Here is a 24,622-nt window from a genome sequence, read left to right as displayed (position 1 = left end):
TTTTTCTTTTCTATACCTGTCTGGGATACGAGAGATCTGATTCCATAGGTAAAAAAGTGTACCCCTCCGCTTTAAGTGTTTCAAAAAGCTGGGGCAAAGCGGCCCGTGTGGTGTCCCGCAGTTCTGCATGGCAGAGGACAGTGCTCACATTATGCTGATGTACCTCGCTCATAATTTTATTTACAACCGCATCGGTGCTGGCGGGATTACCGCCCCCATCACCAGCTGAGGAATTCCAGTCCACATAGTTATAACCTCTGTCAAGAATACCCTGTATACATTTTGCGTTGGCGTTGAGCGAACCGCCAGGGAACCTGAACATGTGGGATATCTCGGCCTTTCCTGTCACTTCAAGCTGAAATGCATCCAGCTTCTCAACGTCCTCATAAAAGGCCGGCGGATTCTTATAAAGGTCGTATTTATGACTCCAGCTGTGATTTCCAAGGGTGTGGCCTTCATCTACGATCCTTTTATAAGCGGCTCTTGCCACTTCGTTATCACGGCCGTTTGTAAAAAAGGTGGCCTTGATGTGATATTTTTTCAGAATGTCAAGCACCTCATTGGTATGCTCGCTGGGACCATCGTCAAAGGTCATAAAAACAACCTTCAGTCCATCAGTATCACCGTTTCGGATACGCTCTTTAATGGCCTCCTGTTCTTTGCTTTCTTCGCTCTGCAAAGCGCTGGAGCCCTTTTCTGCTGCGTTTGACAGGGCGGTCTGGAGAGTCTCTACCGCCTGAAGCGCTGTCTGAGAGTTCTTCTCAAGCTTCTTTGCCGGATGGGTGGCTATGAAAAAGACCGCCGTCATGAGCACAGCAGCAAGCGCCGCCACCCACACGTAAAACCGCGGTTTAAACCGGATACGGCGTCTTTTTCGTGTCTTCATTTTTAGTCTTCGACTTTCTTTTCAATGGCCTCACGGCGGATAATTCCACCAAGGCTCCGGATATTACTTTCTAATTTTTCATAACCGCGGTCAATGTACTGGATATCTGTAATCCGGGTTTCGCCTTCGGCGATAAGCCCTGCAATGACCATGGCAGCACCAGCGCGCAGGTCGGTTGCTTTAATCTTAGTCCCGGACAAAGTCGGAACGCCGGTAATGTTGGCGACACGGCCATTGATGGCGATTTCTGCGCCCATTTTACGCAATTCATCGACATATTTAAAACGGTTCTCAAAAATACTTTCAGTAATAACACTCTGTCCGCTTGCAATGCTCATGAGCACTGCCATGGGCTGTTGCAGGTCGGTCGGGAAGCCTGGATAAGGCAATGTTTTCACCTTACAGCCTTTAATATTTTCTTTTCCAATGACACGGATACCATTGTCCTCTTCAATGATCTCGACGCCCATTTCACGCATTTTTGCGGTGACAGCTTCCATATGCTTCGGAATGACATTTTTCACGAGCACATTGCCACAGGTTGCGGCAGCTGCCATCATATAGGTTCCTGCTGTGATCTGATCCGGTACGACGGAGTATTCACAGCCATGCATTTCATCCACACCTTTGATCTTAATGGTATCTGTTCCCGCACCCTTGATATTTGCTCCCATCAGGTTCAGGAAGTTTGCCACATCCACAATATGTGGTTCTTTCGCCGCGTTTTCGATGATGGTCATGCCTTCTGCGCGGGTCGCCGCCAGCATAATGTTGATGGTTGCGCCAACGCTGACCACATCCAGGTAAATATCTGCACCGATCAGACGGTCCGCAGTCATCTTAACCTGACCGTGCTCGATCAGCACCTTTGCTCCAAGCGCTTCAAAACCCTTTATATGCTGATCGATGGGGCGGTCTCCAATATTACAACCTCCCGGCAACGGAACAATGGCCTTGTGGTAACGGCCCAGCAGCGCTCCCAGCAGATAGTAAGACGCACGCATCTTTCCTGTTTCTTCTTCATATTCCGAACAGTCATAATTGATTGGCTTGTCTGTATTTATAATTAAAGTATCATTTTCTCTATATATTTCTGCCCCCATCTTTTCCAGGATTGCAACGATCTTGTTGACATCCTTAATGTCGGGCACATTATCGATTTTGCTTGAGCAGGAACAAAGGATGGCTGCGGGAATAATACCCAATACTGCATTTTTTGCTCCGGAGATTGCCACCTCACCGTTTAGCGGGTGACCTCCTTCAATGATAAAAGTATCCATATAATAGTCTTCCTTTCGCACACGCATTTAACTTTGTTATTATATCATACCTAAACTGATTGGCAACCCAAAGTGCCCGTTTTTAAGCCAACAAATGAAAGAATTTACAACTCGTATACAATTGGGATAAAAAACTGCAGGGTTTTGTGCTATAATAAGAGCACTCTTTAATCAAGGATGTGTTTTCCAAATGAATCAGTTCAAGTTTATCATCGACAACGACAATATGGCTATGACGCCAGTCGAAAATATATTTATCAATCACTATATGCCCCGCGCCCGGGGCGATTATGTGAAGGTGTATCTTTTTGGGCTGAAGCACTGCTTTAACCATTCCCTTGAGCCCATTGACAACCTGGCACTCAGCAAGCTTTTTGACCTGACCGAGGGGGATGTCATCAAGGCATGGGAATACTGGGAAAAGGAGGGCATCCTCTCCCTGGAATACGTCGGCACAAAAGATGTCATCGTCACTTATTACAACATTTCTGCCAAGCTGATGTCACACCATACCAAGACAGAGGCCGAGACTAAAAAAACGGAAGTCCTCCAGAGGGAGGACCCTGACAGCATGGAGGCCCGTGTTGCCCACATGTATTCCAAAATTCAGCAGATGTACGGCAGCCGAACCATCACCCAGAAAGAAACTCAGATGTTTAAAAACTGGATTACTGAATACCATTTTACGCCTGAAACCGTGATCCTTCTGGTCGAATATTCCATGAACCTTATTGGTAAAAAGGAAAAGCCCTTCACGGCAAAACAGATTATCAACTACCTGAAATCCGTGGCCGAGGGCTGGTACAAGGCCGATATCCGCGAAGCTGCAGAGGCCGACGCCTATATCCGAAAAAGCGCGGGTGAACAAAAGCTGGTCTATGATGTTTTCAAATATCTTGGCCTCCGCCGGGCGCCCATCGCCTGGGAAAAGGAAATGATCATCCGCTGGGCTGACGACTACCACTTTGATAGCGATATTATTACCGCCGCCATGCAGCGTTCCAGCAAGCAGGATATCCGCTACATAGACGCCATTTTAAAACGCTGGTTCCAGAAGGGGTATACCAGCCTGGAAGAAATCAACGCAGAGCCTAAAAAAGGCCATCATCAGTCAAAGGGCGACGTCGTGATCAGCGAAGACCGCAAAAAGGTCTACGAGGAGCTTGACCAGTTAGACGAAGCCTGGTTATGGAGTGACGACAATGAATGAACGAACCAAAAAAGTCTACGATGCTTTTGAGCAAAAGCAGTTCCGCAATAAGCTTGAGCTTAAGCGAAAACAGGAGGCGCTCTATGTTGCCATTCCAAAGCTCGCCGAGCTCGACCATGCCATCAATCTTCAGGGAATCCGCATGACCCGCGAGGTATCCCGCAAAAATCCTGACGCCATCTCCGAATTCCGCCAGAGTGTCGAGGCCTTAAAAAAACAGAAGGAAGCCCTGCTGCTCGAAAACGGCTATCCGCTGGATTACCTGACGCTCCGCTACGACTGCCCGATCTGTAAGGATACCGGCTACGTGGACGGGCAGGTCTGTTCCTGTTTAAAACAGGAGCTCATCCGGGCGGCCTTTAATAACTATGACTTGAATGTTCATGCCCAGTCCGAAAATTTCGATACCTTTAACCCGGATTATTACGCAGATGAAGCCATTGAAACCCAGAATGGCTCACCCAGGGAAAAAATGTGCCGTCTCAAGGAAAAAATGCAGCATTACTGCCTGCATTTCGACTCACAAAATGACAACTACCTGTTTACCGGCAAACCCGGCGTGGGTAAAACCTTTATGTCAAACTGTGTCGCCAACGCCCTCATCGGGCGGGGCTACAATGTTATCTATATCACCGCCGCCCATCTGATCCAGGATATTCAGAGTAAAATTTTCAATGATAATATACCCATTAATGAAATATATTCCCCACTTTTTACCGCCGATTTGTTGATTATCGATGATTTCGGGGCAGAGTTTTACTCAGATTTCAGTAAAAAGCAGCTTTTTGAGGTGATCAACACCCGGCTGCAGGAGCATAAAAAAATCATTTTATCCACCAACCTGACCATGCCCCAGATTCTTGAAAACTACGATGAGCGTCTGACTTCCAGAATCCGTGGCAATTTCCTGAACATCGTTTTTGCCGGTGACGATATCCGGCTGATCAAAAAACGTTTGGGGTAAAAAACAGCGCCAGAGCTTTACTGCTCTGGCGCTGTTTTATTTTCGATAATCCGGTCATAGGGCTCTGGTGTTCCATAGATATCATTGATTGTCTGTGTGTACCGGCCATCCTTTTCGTAGACCACAATGGGTGCCTCCGTAATCAGATAAGGTTTTCCTGCCTTCATTCCCTCCACCAAAACCAGATTAGCCGGCTTGTCTGCATAGGGATGGATAAACTGCAGGCGCTTGGGCTCTACTCTGTGATCCCGCATCGCGCTCATAATATCCGCCAGACGGTCTGCCCGGTGGATTAAAAACAGCTTGCCGCGATCCTTCAGCATCCGCTTGGCAAAAATTACGACATCCTCAATACCACACAGAATTTCGTGGCGCGCGATGGCTTTGGTCTCCATAGGATTTTTAAGCCCATGCCCCACCTTCATATAAGGCGGGTTGCTGACCACCACATCATAGCTGGTCGGTCGTACCTGCTCACCGGGGTTCTTGATATCACCATGGATAATCTCAATTTTTTCTTCCAGTCCATTGCAGGCGACACTGCGTCCGGCCATTTCCACTATGTTCTCCTGAATTTCAAGGGCCTGGATTTTCTGAGCGCCTGTTCTTCCATATAAAAGCAGCGGGATAATCCCGGTTCCTGTCCCCAGGTCAATCACCCGGCTCTTTTTGCGCACCGCTCCCGAAGCAAACCAGGACAGCAGCACTGCATCAATGCCAAAGCAGAAGTAATTTGGGTTTTGAATGATCTTGAGTCCCTTAATTCCTAAATCTTCTAAACGCTCGTTCTCTTTTATAAAGTTATCCACAATTTATGCTCCATCACTCTTTCTATACCACAATATTTTGAAAAACACCCGTTTTCCACAAAAGTTGTCCACAATTTTCCCGATTTTGTGCACTTATTGTGGATAACTCTGTGTAAGATTGTCCTAATTTTAACAAAAAGACCGTAATATTAAGCGGTTGAACCCTTTTTGTTTTTTGCCGTCCCTGTTTATTACTCTTTTATAAAGTTATCCACATTTCCACAGTTTTTTGTGTGTGTTCTGTGGATGAATCCCCAGTTCCTTTATTTTAGGGCTTTTCTTTCACGAGCAAAACAAGTGTTTTTGTGTACAGTTTTCTACTACTATACCATAAGTTATTCACAGTTTAAATACGAATACTGTCACTTTTTCGTAAATTTACTTTATTCTGACTCAGCTTTTTGTTATAATAAATTTAACTATAAACGAAAGCATGGTATAGACTATGGATAAACGCAATCCAGAGAGCCGCGAAGTCGAAGAGCTTCTGGAAAAAAAGAAGGATCTTTTTTCCCTTTTCTCCGCCTTTGAGGACCGGATCGATCATAAAATATCCCATCTCACCGATTCCGCGGAAATCCCCGTGGAATCCATTAAACAGAACATCACAGAACCCTCCGGGCATTATCTGGAGGACCCTGCTGAGGATCTTTTTGAGCAGGCTGTTTTAAAGAGCCAGCAGAAAACCCACGAAGACGGCATCATTGGCTTCCACACCGAAGAAATCCTTGGCGTAGAGGAAGCCCTGGCCGAACTAAAAAAAACAGACCCCGTTAAGCCCTTCAAAGAAGAGCCTGTTAAGGAACCAGCTGAAGTCATTGAAATGCCGGAAGATCCCGTCATTCTTACACAGGCTGAACCTATCCCATCATTCCATTCGGAGATTTTAGATGCAGAACCGTCCGAGGCAGCCCCTCAGATACCTGCAGATATCCCACTGGAAACTGAAGTCTCTGAACCAACCCTTTCTGTCGAAAACCAGGATAATGCGGGTGACCTGCTAAAGGAAAGAATCATCCGTCACGACGAAGAACCCATGGAACTTCCGCTCGGTGTTGACGAGCCCGATCTGGCCGAAATCGACGAACTGCTGCAAGAAGCCGAAGAACTAATGGAGGATATCCCTTACAGCCGGTATATGGCCGCAAGAGCCGCCGTCGACAAGGAAGTTCTTGATGACAATCCACTGGAAACATCCGGGAACGAAGAAGCTGATTTTGAAGCTTATGATGAAGATGAAGAAGCTTTCGAAGAATATGAACCCGATGATTCCGACGTCTTTGAAACAGACAGTGACGAATACGACGCTCTTTTTGAAGAAGATGACTTTGAAGAGGATGAAGACTTCGACAACGAAGATTCCTCTTTAGAAGAGCACTCCGAGACGGAAATTCTTTTTGGCGAAGACGAGCCTGAGGACGAAGAGTTTGAGGAAGAATACTTCTCAGACGAAGACGAAGATGAAGATATTTTCCAGGAAACCGTCAACGACACGATTCCCGAAGATGCAACAGCCCATCCTTTTGCCGATTTTTTTGAAGATACTGCGGAGACCGTCAAGGAAGATTTGTTTGACGAGCTCCCATTGGATGAAGCCCCGGAGGAAGAATATTCTGATAACAATCTGGATGATGTCACTTACGAAAACGTTGATGCCGTTTCCCTCGGCGCCTTTAAATATTCCGCCGTTTCCTTGCGCCTGATTTTATTTGTTATTGCCATGCTAGGCATGGGGGTATTTACTGCCCTGTCCTCGGGACGTTTTATTGCTATGGACTACCTGATTCTTTTTGTTCTGTGCATTTTTGTGGCCCTGACCATGGATATGTCCTTCAACGCTACCCTTATCGTGACTGTTGTCATCATGCTCGGATGCTTTGGTGGACTGATATACACCTTCTTTACCGGCGGCGAAGTCAGTATGTTTCACATGTTCTGGTTTATCATCATCCCAGCCTGCCTGCTGACAGCCTCTGGCCTGGTCCAGAAAATTAAAGAAGTTATCCTCGCAAACCAGCTGCTTAATGAGGAGCTGGACAGCCTCTACGGCGAACATGAGGAGACTTTGTTCGAGAATGGCGAGGAAGAATAAAAGCTTTTTATACCGCCAGCATATGCTGGCGGTTTTTATTTTTATGTTGATAAATATAGCTTTTATTATTCTTCAACTTTCCTATAGTGCCTTACACCGCAGTCAATACATCTCATGTTAATCTTCAACAAACGAAGGTTACGACGGAGATATTGTATCCGCTGGATTTAAATACATCTCATGTTAATCTTCAACGCCCTAAATCCTCGCCAATGGCTGACAAGAACTGTATTTAAATACATCTCATGTTAATCTTCAACTATAGTCGGTATACAGAAAAGGCGCATTGACGGTTTATTTAAATACATCTCATGTTAATCTTCAACATGCAGGCCATCTGCGTAAGGGAGGGATTTAAACTATTTAAATACATCTCATGTTAATCTTCAACGCCAGGGCCGCAGCAGTCGCAGCTCAGAAAGCCGCATTTAAATACATCTCATGTTAATCTTCAACTTAAGCAGGGTCATTGAACGCTTATTCAAAATTGAATTTAAATACATCTCATGTTAATCTTCAACGCCCTAAATCCTCGCCAATGGCTGACAAGAACTGTATTTAAATACATCTCATGTTAATCTTCAACTTGCTTTTTCTTTTATGGCCAGAATGAAAGATGGCCATTTAAATACATCTCATGTTAATCTTCAACAATCTGGAGACGCAACGGCTTCAACCGCGCTTACATATTTAAATACATCTCATGTTAATCTTCAACGGAAGAAATCTTTGGTGTACTTATCTTTACTCGCCAATTTAAATACATCTCATGTTAATCTTCAACGGATCGTGTGGACTTTGAAAAACGAATGCTTTATATATTTAAATACATCTCATGTTAATCTTCAACCCGCAGAGCGTACAGACACAGTACCGTGCTCTTTCATTTAAATACATCTCATGTTAATCTTCAACTAGTAAACGGCGGCGAGTACTGGCCCTATCAATTCGATTTAAATACATCTCATGTTAATCTTCAACAAGAAGGCCATATTGACCGGATCGAAGGGCGTTAATTTAAATACATCTCATGTTAATCTTCAACCAAACGCACTTATTGACGTGGTCAACGGAATTCTATTTAAATACATCTCATGTTAATCTTCAACCTTTTCAAATAAATAATCTGGAAACCCTTGAAGCCATTTAAATACATCTCATGTTAATCTTCAACTCCCACAGATAATCACAGGAATGTATTTAATATTCAATTTAAATACATCTCATGTTAATCTTCAACGCAGACGGATTTATAACATCCAGCATTTTAAGCGATTTAAATACATCTCATGTTAATCTTCAACACGGATCTGATAGCTGTAGGGGGCGATCTTTTCGGATTTAAATACATCTCATGTTAATCTTCAACTTGCTCTAATCGCCCTTGGGATATCTGCCATATCTTATTTAAATACATCTCATGTTAATCTTCAACACGCAAGGGTTTTTGAATCGGTTTCGCCATATTCATTTAAATACATCTCATGTTAATCTTCAACAAATAATGGAAAAGCCCCGCGTTTCGGGATCGAAAAATTTAAATACATCTCATGTTAATCTTCAACGGGAATTGGATTTGACAAATACTGCGCTCGAAAATGATTTAAATACATCTCATGTTAATCTTCAACGGCTTATGCACCATGAGCTGGGCGGTTTTCGGAATAAATTTAAATACATCTCATGTTAATCTTCAACAAAAATAAGAGAACAAGAAAACTGGATTTTAGAGCGATTTAAATACATCTCATGTTAATCTTCAACGATAGCCCGTGTAACCATTTTGATTTTATCCACCGAATTTAAATACATCTCATGTTAATCTTCAACTGTTGTTGCGGTTCTGTGCACCAAGGCCAGAAGGGAATTTAAATACATCTCATGTTAATCTTCAACGGACATTGAAAAAGTACGCGCGTGCAAGATTAAGGAATTTAAATACATCTCATGTTAATCTTCAACGCCGATGAAGCCGGAGCCATGGACAGTTATCCGGTATTTAAATACATCTCATGTTAATCTTCAACCTTGAACAGGCGGGCGTAAATCTCTCCAATGATAAAATTTAAATACATCTCATGTTAATCTTCAACCATAACAATCAAGCTATTCTTCCTCTATTTATATTCTCTAAGACCCTTGATTTCAAGCCATTTCTCTACAAATTTACCAGCCGCAGAGATTTTCGTCAATTCTTCTTTCAAATGGCGCTCAAACCTTTTGTTTAAAAGGATTCTAGCCTTCTAAACTTTTCGGCGCCTGGTAAAACAGGGCTACAGAAAAAGGTCTTCTGAGGATTCGGAGATGCCCATGACTTCTTCTCCAAAGACATTTCCATTCAGCAGTTTTACAATACAGACGAAGTCTTCATCTTCAACAATAATTTTTTTCAGTTCGTTTTTCAGGGCAATCAATTTTGAAGGGGTTATGTCTCCTCTGAATACAGATTTCTGATAATGCACAAGATATTTTTTACAAATTTTAAAAATTTTAGCCACACGCTTTTCATTGACATCATAAAACACGAAGGCATAATTATAATTAAATTTTTTATTTGCACTCATAGCTTTTCTCCCATATTAAAGGGGATAAATGGCTTTTCCTCAAGAATGTCTTTGATCAGCTTATAGCAGTCCAGCTTCAACGCAGTCCGATAGCTTGTCTTTCGTTTAAGCTTTGGATGCTCAAATACACTGTCCAAACGGGCTTCAAAGGCTGTAATAAAAATTTTTCGACCCTCCTCATTCAGAATACAATAATTCAGCTTTTTTTCAAAATGCTTGTCTACCTGTAGTTTTCGGTTATTGACCACATCAAAAATTGTCTTAAAAACAATGGCCGGTTTAAAAACTTCGCATAAATCGAGGCTCAGAGAAAAACGTCCCTCTGAAGGCTCATGAAGAAAGCTGATCCGCTGGTCAAGATGGGTCTGGTAAATCACCGACACGGTTTTGCTGTACAGTAGGCTGTTCCCAAAGGAGACCAAAGCGTTGGTTGGATTATCCGGGGGCCGCTTGACCCTTTTATTCATGATAAAATCTTCAGGCAGAAAATACTGAAAGCTGCTGTAAAACCGTTGCCAGGTTTCGCCCTCGGCCTGTAAAACCTGCTTGATATCCTCTGCTTTATCGAGTCGATCAGGCAGGTTATGCCTGATCCAGTCAATGGTCGGCTTGACATCTTTTTTATCATGCTTGTAATAATGATACAGCAATTCATCAATATTTTTTCCAATGCCGCCTACGATGGCTTTCGCAATGCCTAAACGCCGATTTTCAAATGCCTTTACCTGCGCGATGAGCAGTCTCCCGCTGACCAAATGCTCTTTGGGATAAAAGGTACCGCTGTAACCGCCGTAATAGTTGAAAAAATGCACGATGATTTCATTTTTCGCCAGAAAATCCAACAGCTTGGTGTTCAGCGATATTTCAGACATACAATAAATCTCACTGACCTGCTCAACTGGGATATACTTGTTGCGGCTGCCCACTCGAAAACACAGCGAATTATCCTTTCGGCTCAGCTCACCCATAGAGGTCAAATACTTTGTTGTTCCCATTTTACCTTCTCCTATAAAACACAGTAGTCAAAATACGCGCATTGACGACACTTTTTATCCGTCTCCCGCTCAGGCGGGAAAGTGCTTTCCAGGAGTATCTCAATGGCGCAAATTACTTCCTCCAATTCTTTTTCGCGCTCTTGGGTTAAATCCTCATAATAGATTTTCCGCTCAGCCTTTTTCTTTTCGATAAATTCAATTTTTCCTCTGCGCTTAATTCCCTTATCTTTCAGAACCTTTAAATAAAACAGTACCTGCCATTTGACCGCTTCATAATCCGCATCCGATTTTTTTACCTCGACCAGATAATCCTTCGTAATCTTATCTAAACGGATATTCTCAATGCTGATTTCCGTCGATTCACTTTCTTCTGCCCTTATCTCGTGCAAAGCTTTTCCAATTTTCACATCTTCACTGTTGCTTTCCAGGTTGATGCGGTTTCCATGCAGCCAGCACTGTCTTTTGCAATGAAAATAATAATTGACCAGAGTTCCGTTAACCTTCATTTTATTTTCCTCACAGAAAGTCGTTTTCACACTTTAGTTTTTCACGACTGAATTTTCCATTTTCAAAGAACGGTTCACCGTCCTTAAAATAGTACAGCTCACCCAAAAGTTCGTCAGGGCACAACACACAGGCATCAGCAAAGCTTTTGTCAATTTCATAGATAAAATAGTCCATCTTTGCCTGCACCTCTGACAGACGAACCCGCTTTTCAGCATAAGGCATCGCCGCATCCTGCAATAGCGCTTCATAGGATTTCCACACCTCGCTTCCAACGAGCATTCCGCCGTCTTCGCTGTTGACCCTCATATTGAGAAACAGAGATACCTTTCTCCGATTATCGTCAATCAGGCGCATCCTTTCCTGTATCTCGGGAAAATTGAAAGTCCACAGATGCCGGTCACGAAAAACTTCCAGATTTAAATCATTTTCTTTTCGGCTCTGCGCCTCAAGGCCTTCTAAAACGCAGTCATAAAATTTTGAAAATTCTTTATTGATCAAGATTTCCTGCATGGCCTTGTTGGCGCCGGTCAGCTTCAATTTATCGGCTTTACGGATATCCTTCTGATAAATCATATCGGGTGAATCCAGATTGAAAAAATACACGATGGCGCTTTTTTTCCTGCAGGAACGGTTGATTCTCCCGAGAAACTGTTCCTCGGCGTCCAAAATAGAGGTGTCTTTAAAACCAATGTCCATGTCGATATCAATGCCTGCTTCTATGACCTGGGTGGCTACCAGTATGATATTTTCTGTTGTTCTCACCTGGCTGATAATCCGTTTTCGCTCCGCCTTGTGGTCATCCCCGGTCATCAGTTCAATGGATACCAGATCATTTTCCACAACGTCCTTCAAACGGTTATAGAAATCAACAGCCGAAGCTTTTTTGATAAACTCAACCACAATCTTGTTTTCAGCGTCTGGATTTTTCCTGAGCGCATTTGAAACCTCGAGGACCTTTTTTAAAAGCGCATCAAAGGTTTCTTCCGGTTCCAGCTCCAGCATAGAGAAATCCAGCTCTACTCTGTCTTTAAACAGGGGGTTCTGAAAATAAAATTCCCGGTTTTTCACGAGATAAGTCACCTTATCATCTCCAACACTGAGCCGGTTTAAATCTGGCAGGGTTGCGGACATAATGATCACTTTAAAATTCAAAATACGCGCATAGGCTTTCAGAAAGATAATGATTTCCTTCCAGATCCGGTTTTTATAGCTCTGTATTTCATCGAGAATGATGACGGAATTCGCCAGATGCGCCAGCGGAAATACCGCCTCACGGCTTGTTCCGAAAATACCCTCAAAAAATTTTACATGGGTGGTCAGCACAATGGGATAGTGCATAAACTGCCGTGCCAGCAGAGATTTTTCATAATCAATTTTATCCTGCCTTGTGTAATCCCACTCGCCTTCATCGGTCGTTTCCCCGTATTTCTTGATGGGTGTAATGCTGTTAATGACCCCCATTTTTTCGCCGAGCGCTTTCCCAAAACATTCTTCCAGGGAATCCCGGGTTTGCTCCACCAGGGTGTTGAAGGGAAAAACGTAGAGAATCCGGTTGAGCTGTCGATCCTTTTTTATGAGCTGCAAAGCCAGATTGATGGAGGTTTTCGTCTTCCCAGAGCCCGTGGGCGCCTCTAAATAGTACACATTATCCTCTTGGTTTTGCAGCAGATTTTCTTCTGCTTCTAAAAACAACCGGCTTCTTAAAATATTAATATCGCCATCAGGTGCCTGATCTCTTTTAATTTTTCGGATGTTTTTTGTGACGGGATCGGCGTTGAACGCATCCAGATAGGGTGCAATATCATCCAATACGCCAAAATCATCAACCGGAGCGCCGTTCATGTATTCTGAGGTTGCGTAGAAATCGCAGGCAACTAAAATTCCGTAGAGGAATCGGGTATAGATGTAAAAATCCACACATTTCCACGGGTTATTTTTTTGTATAATATTCAGCCTTTCCTCGAAAAACAAACCGAGCCCAGCGGCGGTGTCAAAAGTCGTCAGATTCCTGTAAGCCCCGAGCTCCTCTTTCGTCTCGCTCAAATCATTCTCAAACCGTTCCAGAAAAACGCTGAATTCCGTCAGACTGCCATGATGCTTTTGGATGACAAAGGTGTTGAGCAGCAGAAAAACGAAAAACAAATCATACTGCCGGTCGTCCTCTACCGTATCAATTTTTTGATAATAATAATCAAAATAAACGCGGGCTGAAAAAGCGGAGTGGTTCTGGTTATTGGATTCAGTGCGACTAAAAGCCTTATTTTGCATTTTATCCCGCTGAAAATTGGGATTAATCTTTCCAATGTCATGCAGATAAAGGGTATTCAAAATCATTTCGCGCCACAAAGACACCGTTTCTCTGGCACAGTCTGGAAAAAAGTTTTTTTCCAGACGTCTGAACACACTTTCCAGATGTTTTTCCCGGCACAGACGATCGAAATAATCCAGAGTTAAATCCAGATGATCCTGTAATGGTTCCGGTCTTTTTTCATCCTTGATGTGTGCATAAAAGGGCTTATCGGTTTCGATAAGCCCTGCAAAATCAAAAACTGGCGTCTTTTCAAAATAGGAATTTACTTTTTTAGAAAAAGACATAATGTCTCTCCTCCAGACGGAAAACGCTGGCCGCATCGGTCAGAGAAATCCGCTGATTCGTGTAGATCATCGCCTGTGTCACGTATTGGTTACACGCTGGTTCCAGAGCTACCGGAAGTCGTTCCTGGTATTTGTACGGTACTTCCCGGCCAAAGGGGCGGCGGGCAGAATCCTCTGACAGACTGCCCTGATCCGCTGGAAAAAGTCCGTATACTCTCAAATTCTCCCTTTTTGTCTCTGCCTCCAGTTCCACTTCCTCCACATTTTCGATGACTGCAGTATGGTCGTTTTTTCCAAGGTAGGGTAAAAACTCAAACCGGGATTCTAAAATCCGCTCCGCGAGGTTCTCAGACTGTGAATCGTCTATGAGAAAAGTGATCTCCCACTTCGGATTTTCCAGCCATTGTTCCTTGACGATGAGGTTCCCGCCTTCCTCCTTGGAGGCATAGCCCACCGAATTGTTAAAGGTCTGTACCTTTTTGGGAATATAGCCCTTTTCATTCAACGGGCAGATAGATACTTTCAGATTCTTCAGCTTTTCATAAAATTCTGGGTAAGTTTCTACTTTAGTCTGTCCGTTATACCCCCGGAAGCCCATCATCGCACCAAATATTCCCAGCAGAGCGACCTTATGGATACAGCCGTAGGTATAATAGCAGTAAGTATTGACATCCGGCTGTTTAAAAAAGGCGGTCTTCCCCCTTAACAGAAATCTCAGGGCTTTCATTTTAGAGCGCTTCCTTTGTGAAAATATGGTAGGCCTCCGCCTTATCCAAACTGCCTTCCAGGAGCGTCGTCAGGGGATTATAATAGATTTCTATGGATAAAATCCGGTCTCCAAAGGCGTTTAACAGCTTGTCTAACCCTAAAGATATGACGCCTTTTTCATTATCCTCTGTTTTTTCAAATCGGATAAACTGCGCTAAATCTGGTAAGTACAGATCTGCTTCCGTTTCCACAAACAGGCCAAACTCATTCTCACAGCCAACCTTTGCGTTGGTGTTAAAGGCCGTGGCGGCGATTAAAGCGGCTTCCTTGAATTTTTTATAATCGGCTTCGGTATAGCCTTCGGTTACACCCATCTCCACAAAATCTTTATAGGCTGTCGGATTAATGGCAAAGCCGTAAAAATAATGGGCTTCGTTGCTGACAATTTTTGTGCCGAGGGTGGACTGCTCGGCATCTTCCTTTGTACCATCCCGGAAAGGTGACAGAATCTGCTGCTCTTCAACATTGTGGCCGTCATATTGATTAAAACCCTGGGTAATCTGAACTGCTCCGGTGATGGAGGTGTTATTACCGCCCTCCGCAAAGGTCGCACCAAAGTTTTTGACATCTATGGCCTTAAAAAGGTTGGTTAACACCGCCTTATTATCATTTGTTTTTTTAAGATCCTCTACCTCAAAAATCTGCTCATAGCGCTCTTTTAACGAGCGCGGACGCACCTTGATGCCTTCTTTTTTGTCTTCTTCTGCTTTAAAGGATTTAATATAGAGCACCTTTTCTCCCTGTTCATCCCACATTTTTTTCATAGGGTATTTAAAGGCTTTGTCACTGCCAAACACCTCACCTGTGGAAATCGCTTTTGGCATGCCGCTAAAATCCGCATTCCAATTAGCCATAATCGATTTAATTCCAAGTACACCGTAAACACGTTTATTCATTTTCTGATTCTCCTTCGTTTTTATTTTTCTTTTCATAGACCAGGCTTCTGTCCAAATATCCCGCGATAAGCATTTGACTGTCTGTTTTTTTATTCTCTGGGATATGCAGCAAAAACATCGAGTATAACCTTGAAATCCTCTGGGGGTATTTAATTGCGTAATTATACTTTTTATACAATCTTTCTAAAACAACCTGCAGCTGCTGCGCTGTTCTCGCGTTAATAACCGGATTGACGAGGGCTGGCGTTGGTTTGCTCGACTGGTTTAAAGAAAGCAAAAACTGAGCGATTTGTCCGGCAGCGTAATAGTACATTGCGTCATCCTCAATTGTGCTTCGCGTACCGCTGTTTATCATTTCACTTAAACGCTCAAAAATCTGTTCATATGTTTGTTCCATTCTTTCTCCTCCTTCAAAATAATTCAATATTGATTCCCGCACATTAAACTGTTCGATCGCTTTTGGAATATGTCTGTTTAAAATTGAATTCTTAATCAATAGCAGCGAGCTCTCCGCAAAAAAGGATCTTACAGCCACGGACTCTCCTTTAAAAAACCAGTTGAAATACCCGGTACGGCACCTGAGCAACTCCTCCTTAACTTTTGTATCATTGAGCCGGATATCCTTTGCGTCTGTAAAAAAATTTGTGGTTAAAAACTTTTTGAAAAATACTGAATTAATAAGTATTTTTACATCTTCGAGTTTTTTAACTTTTTCGTATATCAGATCTGTCGCATTCTTTTCCGGAACAGGGATAAACTGTTTTAGATCAATGGGCTCGATTTCCGCTTCAAACCCTGTAACTTCATCGAAGTCGTGCACTTCAAGCTCTTTCCCCTTTTGTATTCGCAAATAATACCCCCTAAAGGATTGTTTAAGTGATTCGTTGTTGCTAAGCGCTATTATTCCATCTTTCTCGTTTAAATAAATATTGCTCTTTCCCAGACATGCCTGATTATATAAGTAGTCAAAAAACTTCTTTTGAAGCGCCACTTCTTCTGTCGAAATCAGGTAAGGCATGGTGTTTTTACGGGTCTTGTTTTCGAGATAGGGCTTTTTCGCGTTGAGACCCATATTGTCGTTGGGCAAACCAAAAATTTTATCCCCGACAGGTATATTATAGTCGGTCGTATTGTAAACATTCGGGATAACATAACGCCGGCTTTCGCGCTGGTAAGCTTCTCTATCCGCATCAAAATATATTTTCAAATAACTTTTATCGTCTTTTAAATGATTATCCTCAATGATGGTAAAGATATTTTTCTTAATCCAATCCTTATGCTTTTCAATCATTTCCAAGTCAGGCTTTCCAATCTCAGCCTCAACCACCTCATAAAGCTCCAGTCCTTTTTTCCTGTACTTATTTTCCGCCGCTTTTAAAAGTCCGTAATAATCATCAATAATCTCCTGGGTCAGTTTAACCTTTCCGTTTTTATCTGGTCTGATGCTGTCCTTTTTAACCCAAAACGCGTAATAATTATTGCTGTGAATAACTTTCTTTTTATCAATGGGTTTATTCATGTCAATGAGCGCAGAGAGATAATCCTTTTCAACAAAGCTTTCAAAATCCTCTGGCGGTTCCTTCTGCTTTGGCAGTTCTTTAATCTCTTTAATCGCTCCATCCCTATCGACCAAAACATAAGAGCCTTCTGCTGGAACATAGGTATCTAAAATCAGGCTTTCCCCTTTTTCTTCATAAATTTTTTTAAAGACATCAAGACATTCCTTAAGCATTCTCTCACCCCTTTCTAAAGGTATCTATAACCGCAGAACCCATTTCCCCTGGCATTGTTTTCACCGAGCCCGCAGCCCAGTGCCATGTACGCGAGCTCCTGAGCCATGGGGTTTTGTGCAAGCTGTAAAGTAATCTTGTCTCCCAATAATGTAATTCCTTTATAGGGACAGGAAATCGGGCCTTTGTTGTCAAATTGCAGATGTGTGTAAAGTTCAAAGTCTTCATCACATTTTTCACCCGTGAAATTATTATATTTTTTGATCAGGTTTTCCTTAAGCCTCCGTTCAAATTCATCAAGTGTGACAATCTCTTTCCAGTAACCGCCATCGAATTTCTGGATGAGTGGCGTTAAAGTGTAGATTCGGCTAATGGGAATTTTTTTGATTCTTCTTACAGTCATGTTCAGGGACTTCATCTCTTCGGTATAAGCATTGATGAGGTGTTCCTTGAAATAATTCATCAAATTTTCATCTATTGTCCGTATCTGTATGGTGTAAATTTTATCCTGTCTGTAGACTCTCTCACTCTCTACTGGATAAAAACCTGAAAAGCAATAATTTTTATAGCTGATTTTTTGATGAAACACCGCCATTTTTTCATTCTGCACCAGCGCTTTGTCAATCAAAGCGCTGATTTTTTCCTGAACTGAATTAATTGAAATATCCTTGAGTAAAAATACTTTTAACCGTCCTTCGTAAACCTGCATATCCATCACCCCATTTTAAATAATTAAAAATTCAGAAAGCTTTATAGTTCTTTAAAAATACCAGCACACAACACTTTTCTGAATTATCTGTTGAAATCTTCTGTATGCTGGTAAATTTACATTTCAAAAAATCAGTAAAATTTTATCTAATTTTTTCTTTAGACACATAAACTTCAAATATATTAAATAACTTTATTCTAAAAATAATTTTTATTTTCATCTTTTCCTTTCCAGGCTTTTGTTATTGTGGTCTCAATAAACATCCCATGTTAATCTTCAAAAAACATTTCAGAAAAGTTAGATTTCACTTAGATTGTATCACGTTTACAGTTGAAAGTAAATAAAAAAAGAACCGACTAGCGGTTCCTTATACTCCTCACAATATTAAACGCCAAACAATCTCCGACAATTCTCAAACGTTGTTTCCTGCACCTCTTCCACTGTAATCTCCTTAATCTCCGCAACCTTTTCGGCCACAAAACGGACATAGGCGGGCTCGTTGCGTTTTCCCCGGTAGGGGACTGGGGTAAGGTAAGGGCTGTCGGTTTCGATGAGAAGCCGGTCCATCGGCATATACTTAACCACATCGGGAGCTTTTCTGGAATTTTTAAAGGTCAGGGGGCCGCCGATGGAGAGATAGAGCCCAAAATCAAGCAAAATTTTGGCCATCTCAACACTTCCGCTATAGCTGTGAAATACCCCGCCGACATTGGGATCAAGACAGGATTTTACCATATCCATAGAATCACCATGAGCATCGCGGTCGTGAACGATGATGGGCTTTTTCAGTTCATTTGCCAGATCGATCTGTTCCTCAAAAACCTTCTTCTGCAAATCTCTCGGGGCGCCGTCGTCATAATAATAATCCAGGCCAATCTCTCCAATGGCCAGTACTTTATCCAGTTCACACCACTTCCTGATCATCTTCGGGTGTTTATTTTTATCAAACGACACGCAGTCAGAGGGATGAAACCCGACACCGGCATAAACAATATCGTAGGTCTGGCTCAGTTCTACGGCGCGGGTGCTGGTGCCCTCCTCGGTGCCGGGGTTTAAAATAAAACCAATACCGGCATTTCGGGCGTTTTCGATAATCGTATCCACTTCATTTTCAAAGCGCTCGTCATCTAAATGCGCGTGGCTGTCTGCTAACATTTTTATCACTTCCTTCTGGTTTATTATAATCGAACAAATGTCATTATGAAAGTCCTTAAAATGATTTATTTCCAAAATTCCAGAATAAATTCAAAAAAGAGAAAAACCCTCGCAACGCATAAGGGGGGACGTTGTCTCGAGGGCTTCTCTATAGGGGAGAGGGGGGGGTAATATATGATTTTATTCCGCTGCGAGCCTCACTACTCACAGCTCAATAAACAAATCTTCACCGCTTGAAACAGGGGAGTTTCAATTGGTATTTGTTTATTTGTCTATAGTATACAACCTTTTGAAAATAAGTCAATAGTGAAATGCGTTGCACCTTTTTTGTAACAGTTTTCACGATAATGATACTCGTTTTCGCTCTCACTTTGTGCAAATTTCCCTTCAGAAAGTTTTAAGCTTTTTGTGTTTTCGCCGATGTTTTATTCTGACGGTCCACTTCCATGGTAATTCTTTTCTTCCGAACATTGCTTAAAATTTCTGTGAGTCCGTCACTATCCTCAGCCTGGATCATTTTTTTCATGGTGTCCATACTTTTTTCAAACTTTTCAATCTGATCTACCAGTGCTTCCTTATTGCAGATAAACAGCTCTGTCCACATGCCTGCATTGATCATGGCAATGCGTGTGAGATCTCCGAAGCTGCCGCCTTCATAATCCGTGATGTGGAGGTCATCCTCACTGTCTACCAGGGCACTGGCGATAACGTGGCAGAGCTGCGAAGTAAAGGCGATCTTCTGGTCGTGGACTTCTGCGGTGGTTTCTACAATATTCACAAAGCCCAGATTGCGGATAATCTCCTTGATAAAGGATAAATTTTCCGGTTTGTTTTCCGGCTGAGGAACTAAAATATAATTGCGCTCCTTAAAAATGGCATCATCTGCATTGCCGAAGCCTTCTTTTTCGCTGCCGGCCATCGGGTGGCCCAGAATCAAATCCAGATCCTCCCGAAGTACTCCCTTGAGATGATCGACCAGCAGCTTTTTAACGCCGGTAATATCAGTGATAACAGCGTTCTCTTTGAAGTCCTCCATATATTCCAAAATAAAATCCAGCGCAAGCTGTGGATAAAGACAAATCACCACCAGATCAGATACTCCCAGAATCTGGCGGATCCCTTCCGGTTCGCTGACACCCCAGTCGATAACCTCTTTCCTCAGGGCGTCCTCCAGGACTTCTTCATTAATGTCAAAGGCACAGATCTTATCCGGCCCTTGCTTTCGGATGCCCATGGCCAGTGCGCCGCCCATGAGTCCCAGACCGATAAAGCTGACGGTTTTTCCTTTTAATGTCTCCATCCTAAAGAACCTTTCCCTCAAATTCCGCGTATTTTTTGAGTGTCGCCATAATTTTATCAAACGCATCCGGCGTAATGGCCTGATCCCCGTCACACAATGCTTCTTCAGGCTTATTGTGCACTTCAATCATGACACCGTCCGCACCGGCGGCAATGGCGGCCTTTGACATGGATTCCACCATCCAGTTGATCCCTGTCGCATGGCTTGGATCAATGATCACTGGTAAATGGCTCTTTTTCTTGAGCAGTGGAATACAGCTCAGGTCAAGGGTATTGCGGGTCGCGTTTTCAAAGGTGCGGATACCGCGCTCACAGAGAATAACCTGTTCATTGCCGCCTGCCATGATGTATTCCGCTGACATAAGGAATTCCCGCATGGTAGCGGACAGGCCGCGTTTCAGCAAAATTGGCTTATCAATTTTACCAAGCTCCTTGAGCATGGTGAAATTCTGCATATTACGGGCGCCAACCTGAATAATGTCTACCTCATCGAAAAGCGGCAGCTGAGACATGTCCATCAGCTCAGTAACAATAGGCAGCCCGGTTTCCTTTTTAGCCAAAAGCAGCAGCTCCAGACCGTCTGCGCCCATTCCCTGGAATGAGTAAGGGGATGTTCTGGGTTTGAAAGCGCCGCCTCTCAAAAATTTAGCGCCAGATGCTTTGACATCCCTGGCAATTTCAATGATCTGTTCCTCACTTTCCACCGAGCAAGGGCCTGCGATAACGGAAACATGGCCCTCACCGATGAGGTTTCCCTGAACATCAATGATTGAATCATCTGGATGGAAAGCACGGTTTGCTTTTTTGTAAGGCTCCTGTACCCGCATGACCTTTTCAACAATGTGATTTGAACGCAGCTTATGGACGTCAATGGTCTGAGTTTCGCCAATTAAGCCTAAAATTGTATGATCCACCCCTTGAGAGTAATGGATCTTTAATCCCTGTCTCTCAATGGCAGCGGCCAGTTTCTGTACTTCTTCTTCCGGTGTTCCTGGTTTTACGACAACAATCATTTGTATTTCTCCTTAGGTTTTTATTTAAATTCACGGCCTGCATGTGCACTTGCAGGCATTTTAGGACAAAAGAAAAGGGAGACTCACCGAGTCTCCCTTAATAAACTGATTTTTCTTCAGTATTGGAAAATTTACAATGCCTCTATGACACCGCAAAACGACTCTCAGGTGAACTTAATTTCATGCACGCAAAGTAACCAGCACCATAATAATAGCCCTGGCTAAAGTAAAAGTATGCATTTAAGCTCATTCTTAAATCCTTCATGACGTTTTTCCTTTACTTAGTTTTTTAAGTTGTTTTTCATTATAGACCTGTTTCCGCGAGTTGTCAACGCGTTTTTGTAAAAATATATTGCTCAGAACTTCCTGTTAAAACCGGATGAGCTCCTGATAGATCTTTTCGATAAACTGGTCCGTCATACCAGAGATATAATCGATAATGGCCCGGTAGAAATCCAGAGGTTCTTCAGGAATGTGGTAGATGATCCGATTTTGCAGCCGGTAGTCTTCTGTCCGCCGATCGGTTTGATTCCAGTAGTCGCTGATCCAGTCCAGAAAGTTGGTGGTTAACAGGGGGAATTGTTTTTGAAAATAGGGAAGTTTCTCTGTGATCTCGCCTTTATTATAGAGCTCCTTCAGCGCATCGTATACCCGGTGTATGATTAGCTCACCATAGTCTTTATAGCCGTTTAGCCGTTCGTGATGGTAGATATTCTTTACATTAAAATCCTGGATGTTTTTCAAGACTTCAAAGCCCTCGTCAGAAAAGCGCAGTCCATTCGCAACAGAGCTGTTTTTTCCAAGGTCCAGGATCAAAAGGTGAATAACGGTGGTGTTGTTGACATTTCCTCTGGACTGTCCCTGCTTTTCAAAATACTCTGCCACGATACCATCAAGTATCTCCAGCTGGCCGTCACTCAAAATATCCAGCGTTTGTGCGTCCTCGATGTCGCGGCCCAGATAGGATATTTTGTCGGCCAGCTTGACCACACAGCCCTCCCAGGTAAAGGGCGAAAACTGGTTGACGCGTTTAAAAGTTGACAGGTCAATGGCTTCTTCTCTTGGGTACAGGGCGGCCTCGCTGACCTCGCCGCAGTGGGAAATAATACCATCTCGCACACCGTAGGTCAAATCAAGATTATATTTTTTCCGGTCCGGCCCTTCCAGCAGCTCAATATTATCCACAAAGTGCAGCCCGTTTTTTTCATGCCAGTAATACTGACCATTCTGGCCGCTCCACAGCTTCTCATCCCGGACAATGTCATTGAGCACTTTTTCACCGTGATGGCCAAAGGGCGGATGACCCAGATCATGGCCGATGGCGATGGCTCTTGCCAGCTCTACGTTAAGCCCCATGTACTCACAGATGGTGGACGCTACAGATTCCACGTAGTTTACATGCTCGATCCGAGTGCTGATGTGGTCATTCCCAGGCGAGAAGAACACCTGGGTTTTATGCTTGAGACGCCTGTAGGCTGTACTGTGGAGTATCCGCGTAAAGTCTCTTCCAAAGGGTGTGCGGATATCGCCCTCCTTCTGGTACAGCGTATGCTGTCTGGCGGTGGCGGCATTCCACTTTTCCGACTCCGGAACCGTTGCCACCCTGGCCAGACGCCCCTGTGTATTGATCATTTCCTGTCACCTTCTTTCCGTAAATTCTAAAAAAAGCCCTCCGGGCTTTCCGTCGGGCTTTCTTCCACAAATGGATTCCTCAGGTCCAAATGCTTCCTTAAATTTTATTATACAGCACTTTTAAAAGCCCGTAAAGCATTATTTGCATTGACAAGCATATGGAATAATGGTATATTACATATAATTCTTATTAAATTAATATGTTTTCATGCATTAAGGAGATAAATCATGGATAAAAACTTGAAATTTGAAACCCTCCAGCTTCACGCCGGACAAACCCCGGACCCTGTAACCCATTCTGTGGCAGTGCCCATCTACCAGACCACTTCCTACGCCTTTGACAGCACCGAACACGCAGAAAACCTCTTTGGATTAAAGGAAAACGGCAATATCTACACCCGTATCATGAACCCAACCTCTGACGTACTGGAAAAGCGCATGGCCGCCCTTGAAGGCGGAGTCGGCGCTCTGGCGGTAGCTTCTGGCTCAGCGGCCATCACCCTGACAATGATGACCATCGCCCAGGCCGGTGACGAAATCGTCGCTGCCTCTACCCTTTACGGCGGCACCTTCAACCTGTTTGACGCGACTCTGCCAAAATTTGGCATCAAGACCACCTTTGTGGACCCGGACGATCCAGCGAACTTTGAAGCCGCGATCAATGAAAACACCAAGGCCATTTACATCGAATCCCTGGGCAATCCCAGCATTAACATCGTCGATGTCGAAGCCGTTGCAAAAATCGCCCATGACCATAAAATCCCGCTGATCATCGACAACACCTTTGCCACCCCTTATCTTTTCAGGGCACTGGATTTCGGCGCAGACATTGTGGTTTACTCTGCCACCAAGTTCATCGGCGGCCACGGCACCACCATCGGCGGCGTCATCGTGGACGGCGGTACCTTTGACTGGGCAGGCAGTGGAAAATTCCCGGAATTCACAGAGCCTGATGAAAGCTACCACGGCATTGTCTACACCCGGGACGCTGGCGAAGCCGCCTTTATCACGAAGGCCCGCGTCCAGATGCTCCGGGATACCGGCGCCTGCATCAGCCCGTTTAACTCCTTTTTGCTGCTTCAGGGCCTTGAAACCCTTTCGCTGCGGCTGGACCGCCATGTGGAAAACACCCGCAGAGTCATTGACTTTTTATCCGGCCACTCAGCGGTTACCTGGGTAAATTATCCTGACCAAAAAGACAACAAATACCACGCTCTGGCAGAAAAATATTTTCCCCGCGGCACAGGCTCCATCTTTACCTTTGGCATTAAAGGCGGCATTGAGGCTGCCCGTAAGTTCATTGATAATATCCAGATTTTCACCCACCTTGCCAACGTAGCCGACGCCAAGTCTCTGGTTATCCACCCGGCAACCACGACCCACCAGCAGCTTTCCGGTGACGCACTGCTGGCAGCCGGTATTACAGAGGATATGATCCGTGTGTCCATCGGTCTGGAAAACGCCGACGACTTGATCGGCGCCCTTGACGACGCGCTGAAGCTTTCACAGCAATAAATA

General features: G+C 43.7%; 19 protein-coding genes and 1 CRISPR repeat array. Of the genes, 4 read left to right on the top strand and 15 right to left on the bottom strand.

Annotation, left to right across the window (positions count from 1 at the left end; translation table 11 throughout):
• Nucleotides 1–10 precede the first annotated feature (10 nt).
• Together B2M23_RS03935 and B2M23_RS03930 are read right to left on the bottom strand one after the other, a co-directional pair.
• Nucleotides 11–886 (bottom strand): polysaccharide deacetylase family protein, encoded by an 876-nt coding sequence (locus B2M23_RS03935; RefSeq protein ID WP_038353436.1) that lies wholly within the window; start codon nt 884–886, stop codon nt 11–13.
• A gap of 2 nt (nt 887–888) precedes the next feature.
• Nucleotides 889–2,166, bottom strand: a complete 1,278-nt coding sequence (locus B2M23_RS03930) for a UDP-N-acetylglucosamine 1-carboxyvinyltransferase (protein ID WP_013378507.1) — start codon at nt 2,164–2,166, stop codon at nt 889–891.
• 190 nt (nt 2,167–2,356) lie between these two features.
• On the opposite strand from B2M23_RS03930, the gene B2M23_RS03925 reads away from it, so the two are divergent.
• The gene (locus tag B2M23_RS03925) at nt 2,357–3,376 is read left to right on the top strand and encodes a DnaD domain protein (protein ID WP_038353435.1); all 1,020 of its coding nucleotides are present in this window, start codon (nt 2,357–2,359) and stop codon (nt 3,374–3,376) included.
• On the top strand, nt 3,369–4,340 hold the full coding sequence (locus B2M23_RS03920; protein WP_038353434.1) for an ATP-binding protein: 972 nt from the start codon (nt 3,369–3,371) through the stop codon (nt 4,338–4,340). Before B2M23_RS03925 ends, B2M23_RS03920 begins: the two co-directional genes overlap by 8 nt.
• Before the next feature lie 17 nt (nt 4,341–4,357).
• On the opposite strand, the gene B2M23_RS03915 is transcribed toward B2M23_RS03920, so the two are convergent.
• Nucleotides 4,358–5,149 (bottom strand): tRNA1(Val) (adenine(37)-N6)-methyltransferase, encoded by a 792-nt coding sequence (locus tag B2M23_RS03915; RefSeq protein WP_038353433.1) that lies wholly within the window; start codon nt 5,147–5,149, stop codon nt 4,358–4,360.
• A 445-nt stretch (nt 5,150–5,594) separates the two neighbouring features.
• Here B2M23_RS03915 and B2M23_RS03910 point away from each other — a divergent pair, with 445 nt between their 5' ends.
• Entirely contained in the window at nt 5,595–7,241 is a 1,647-nt protein-coding gene (locus B2M23_RS03910) for an oligosaccharide repeat unit polymerase (RefSeq protein WP_052237395.1), read from the top strand.
• A gap of 99 nt (nt 7,242–7,340) precedes the next feature.
• Nucleotides 7,341–9,334: direct repeats of the CRISPR family, unit length 30 nt; unit sequence ATTTAAATACATCTCATGTTAATCTTCAAC.
• 180 nt (nt 9,335–9,514) lie between these two features.
• On the opposite strand, the gene cas2 is transcribed toward B2M23_RS03910, so the two are convergent.
• The 12 genes from cas2 to B2M23_RS03850 form a co-directional block, all read right to left on the bottom strand.
• Entirely contained in the window at nt 9,515–9,805 is a 291-nt protein-coding gene (gene cas2, locus B2M23_RS03905; RefSeq protein ID WP_038353432.1) for a CRISPR-associated endonuclease Cas2, read from the bottom strand.
• The gene (cas1b, locus tag B2M23_RS03900; RefSeq protein WP_038353431.1) at nt 9,802–10,800 is read right to left on the bottom strand and encodes a type I-B CRISPR-associated endonuclease Cas1b; all 999 of its coding nucleotides are present in this window, start codon (nt 10,798–10,800) and stop codon (nt 9,802–9,804) included. The genes cas2 and cas1b overlap by 4 nt, the downstream gene beginning before the upstream one ends.
• An 11-nt stretch (nt 10,801–10,811) precedes the next feature.
• Nucleotides 10,812–11,306 (bottom strand): CRISPR-associated protein Cas4, encoded by a 495-nt coding sequence (locus B2M23_RS03895; RefSeq protein ID WP_038353430.1) that lies wholly within the window; start codon nt 11,304–11,306, stop codon nt 10,812–10,814.
• Between the two features lie 10 nt (nt 11,307–11,316).
• Nucleotides 11,317–13,902, bottom strand: coding sequence for a CRISPR-associated helicase/endonuclease Cas3 (locus B2M23_RS03890; RefSeq protein WP_038353429.1), 2,586 nt, complete (start codon nt 13,900–13,902; stop codon nt 11,317–11,319).
• Nucleotides 13,889–14,629 carry a type I-B CRISPR-associated protein Cas5b gene (cas5b, locus tag B2M23_RS03885; protein ID WP_038353428.1) on the bottom strand — a complete coding sequence of 247 codons (741 nt, stop codon included), beginning with the start codon at nt 14,627–14,629 and terminating at the stop codon, nt 13,889–13,891. The genes B2M23_RS03890 and cas5b overlap by 14 nt, the downstream gene beginning before the upstream one ends.
• Nucleotide 14,630: 1 nt before the next feature.
• Entirely contained in the window at nt 14,631–15,566 is a 936-nt protein-coding gene (locus B2M23_RS03880; protein ID WP_038353427.1) for a type I CRISPR-associated protein Cas7, read from the bottom strand.
• Entirely contained in the window at nt 15,559–17,298 is a 1,740-nt protein-coding gene (locus B2M23_RS03875; protein WP_038353426.1) for a hypothetical protein, read from the bottom strand. The genes B2M23_RS03880 and B2M23_RS03875 overlap by 8 nt, the downstream gene beginning before the upstream one ends.
• Before the next feature lie 14 nt (nt 17,299–17,312).
• Complete coding sequence (gene cas6 / locus B2M23_RS03870) at nt 17,313–18,005, bottom strand: CRISPR-associated endoribonuclease Cas6 (RefSeq protein WP_038353425.1); 693 nt, start codon at nt 18,003–18,005, stop codon at nt 17,313–17,315.
• Between the two features lie 384 nt (nt 18,006–18,389).
• On the bottom strand, nt 18,390–19,160 hold the full coding sequence (locus tag B2M23_RS03865; protein WP_038353424.1) for a TatD family hydrolase: 771 nt from the start codon (nt 19,158–19,160) through the stop codon (nt 18,390–18,392).
• A gap of 397 nt (nt 19,161–19,557) precedes the next feature.
• Nucleotides 19,558–20,460: a prephenate dehydrogenase gene (locus tag B2M23_RS03860; RefSeq protein ID WP_038353423.1), complete on the bottom strand. Its 903-nt coding sequence runs from the start codon at nt 20,458–20,460 to the stop codon at nt 19,558–19,560.
• A 1-nt stretch (nt 20,461) separates the two neighbouring features.
• Nucleotides 20,462–21,472: a 3-deoxy-7-phosphoheptulonate synthase gene (gene aroF, locus B2M23_RS03855; RefSeq protein WP_038353422.1), complete on the bottom strand. Its 1,011-nt coding sequence runs from the start codon at nt 21,470–21,472 to the stop codon at nt 20,462–20,464.
• 369 nt (nt 21,473–21,841) lie between these two features.
• Nucleotides 21,842–23,104 carry a deoxyguanosinetriphosphate triphosphohydrolase family protein gene (locus tag B2M23_RS03850; RefSeq protein ID WP_052237394.1) on the bottom strand — a complete coding sequence of 421 codons (1,263 nt, stop codon included), beginning with the start codon at nt 23,102–23,104 and terminating at the stop codon, nt 21,842–21,844.
• 228 nt (nt 23,105–23,332) lie between these two features.
• On the opposite strand from B2M23_RS03850, the gene B2M23_RS03845 reads away from it, so the two are divergent.
• Nucleotides 23,333–24,619, top strand: a complete 1,287-nt coding sequence (locus B2M23_RS03845; RefSeq protein WP_423240876.1) for an O-acetylhomoserine aminocarboxypropyltransferase/cysteine synthase family protein — start codon at nt 23,333–23,335, stop codon at nt 24,617–24,619.
• The last annotated feature ends 3 nt before the right edge of the window (nt 24,620–24,622 follow it).

Origin of the sequence: Eubacterium limosum (assembly GCF_000807675.2) — a bacterium.
Taxonomy (GTDB): domain Bacteria; phylum Bacillota; class Clostridia; order Eubacteriales; family Eubacteriaceae; genus Eubacterium; species Eubacterium limosum.
Note: the sequence above shows the minus strand (reverse complement) of the source record. Positions and strands in the feature narration are given on the sequence as shown.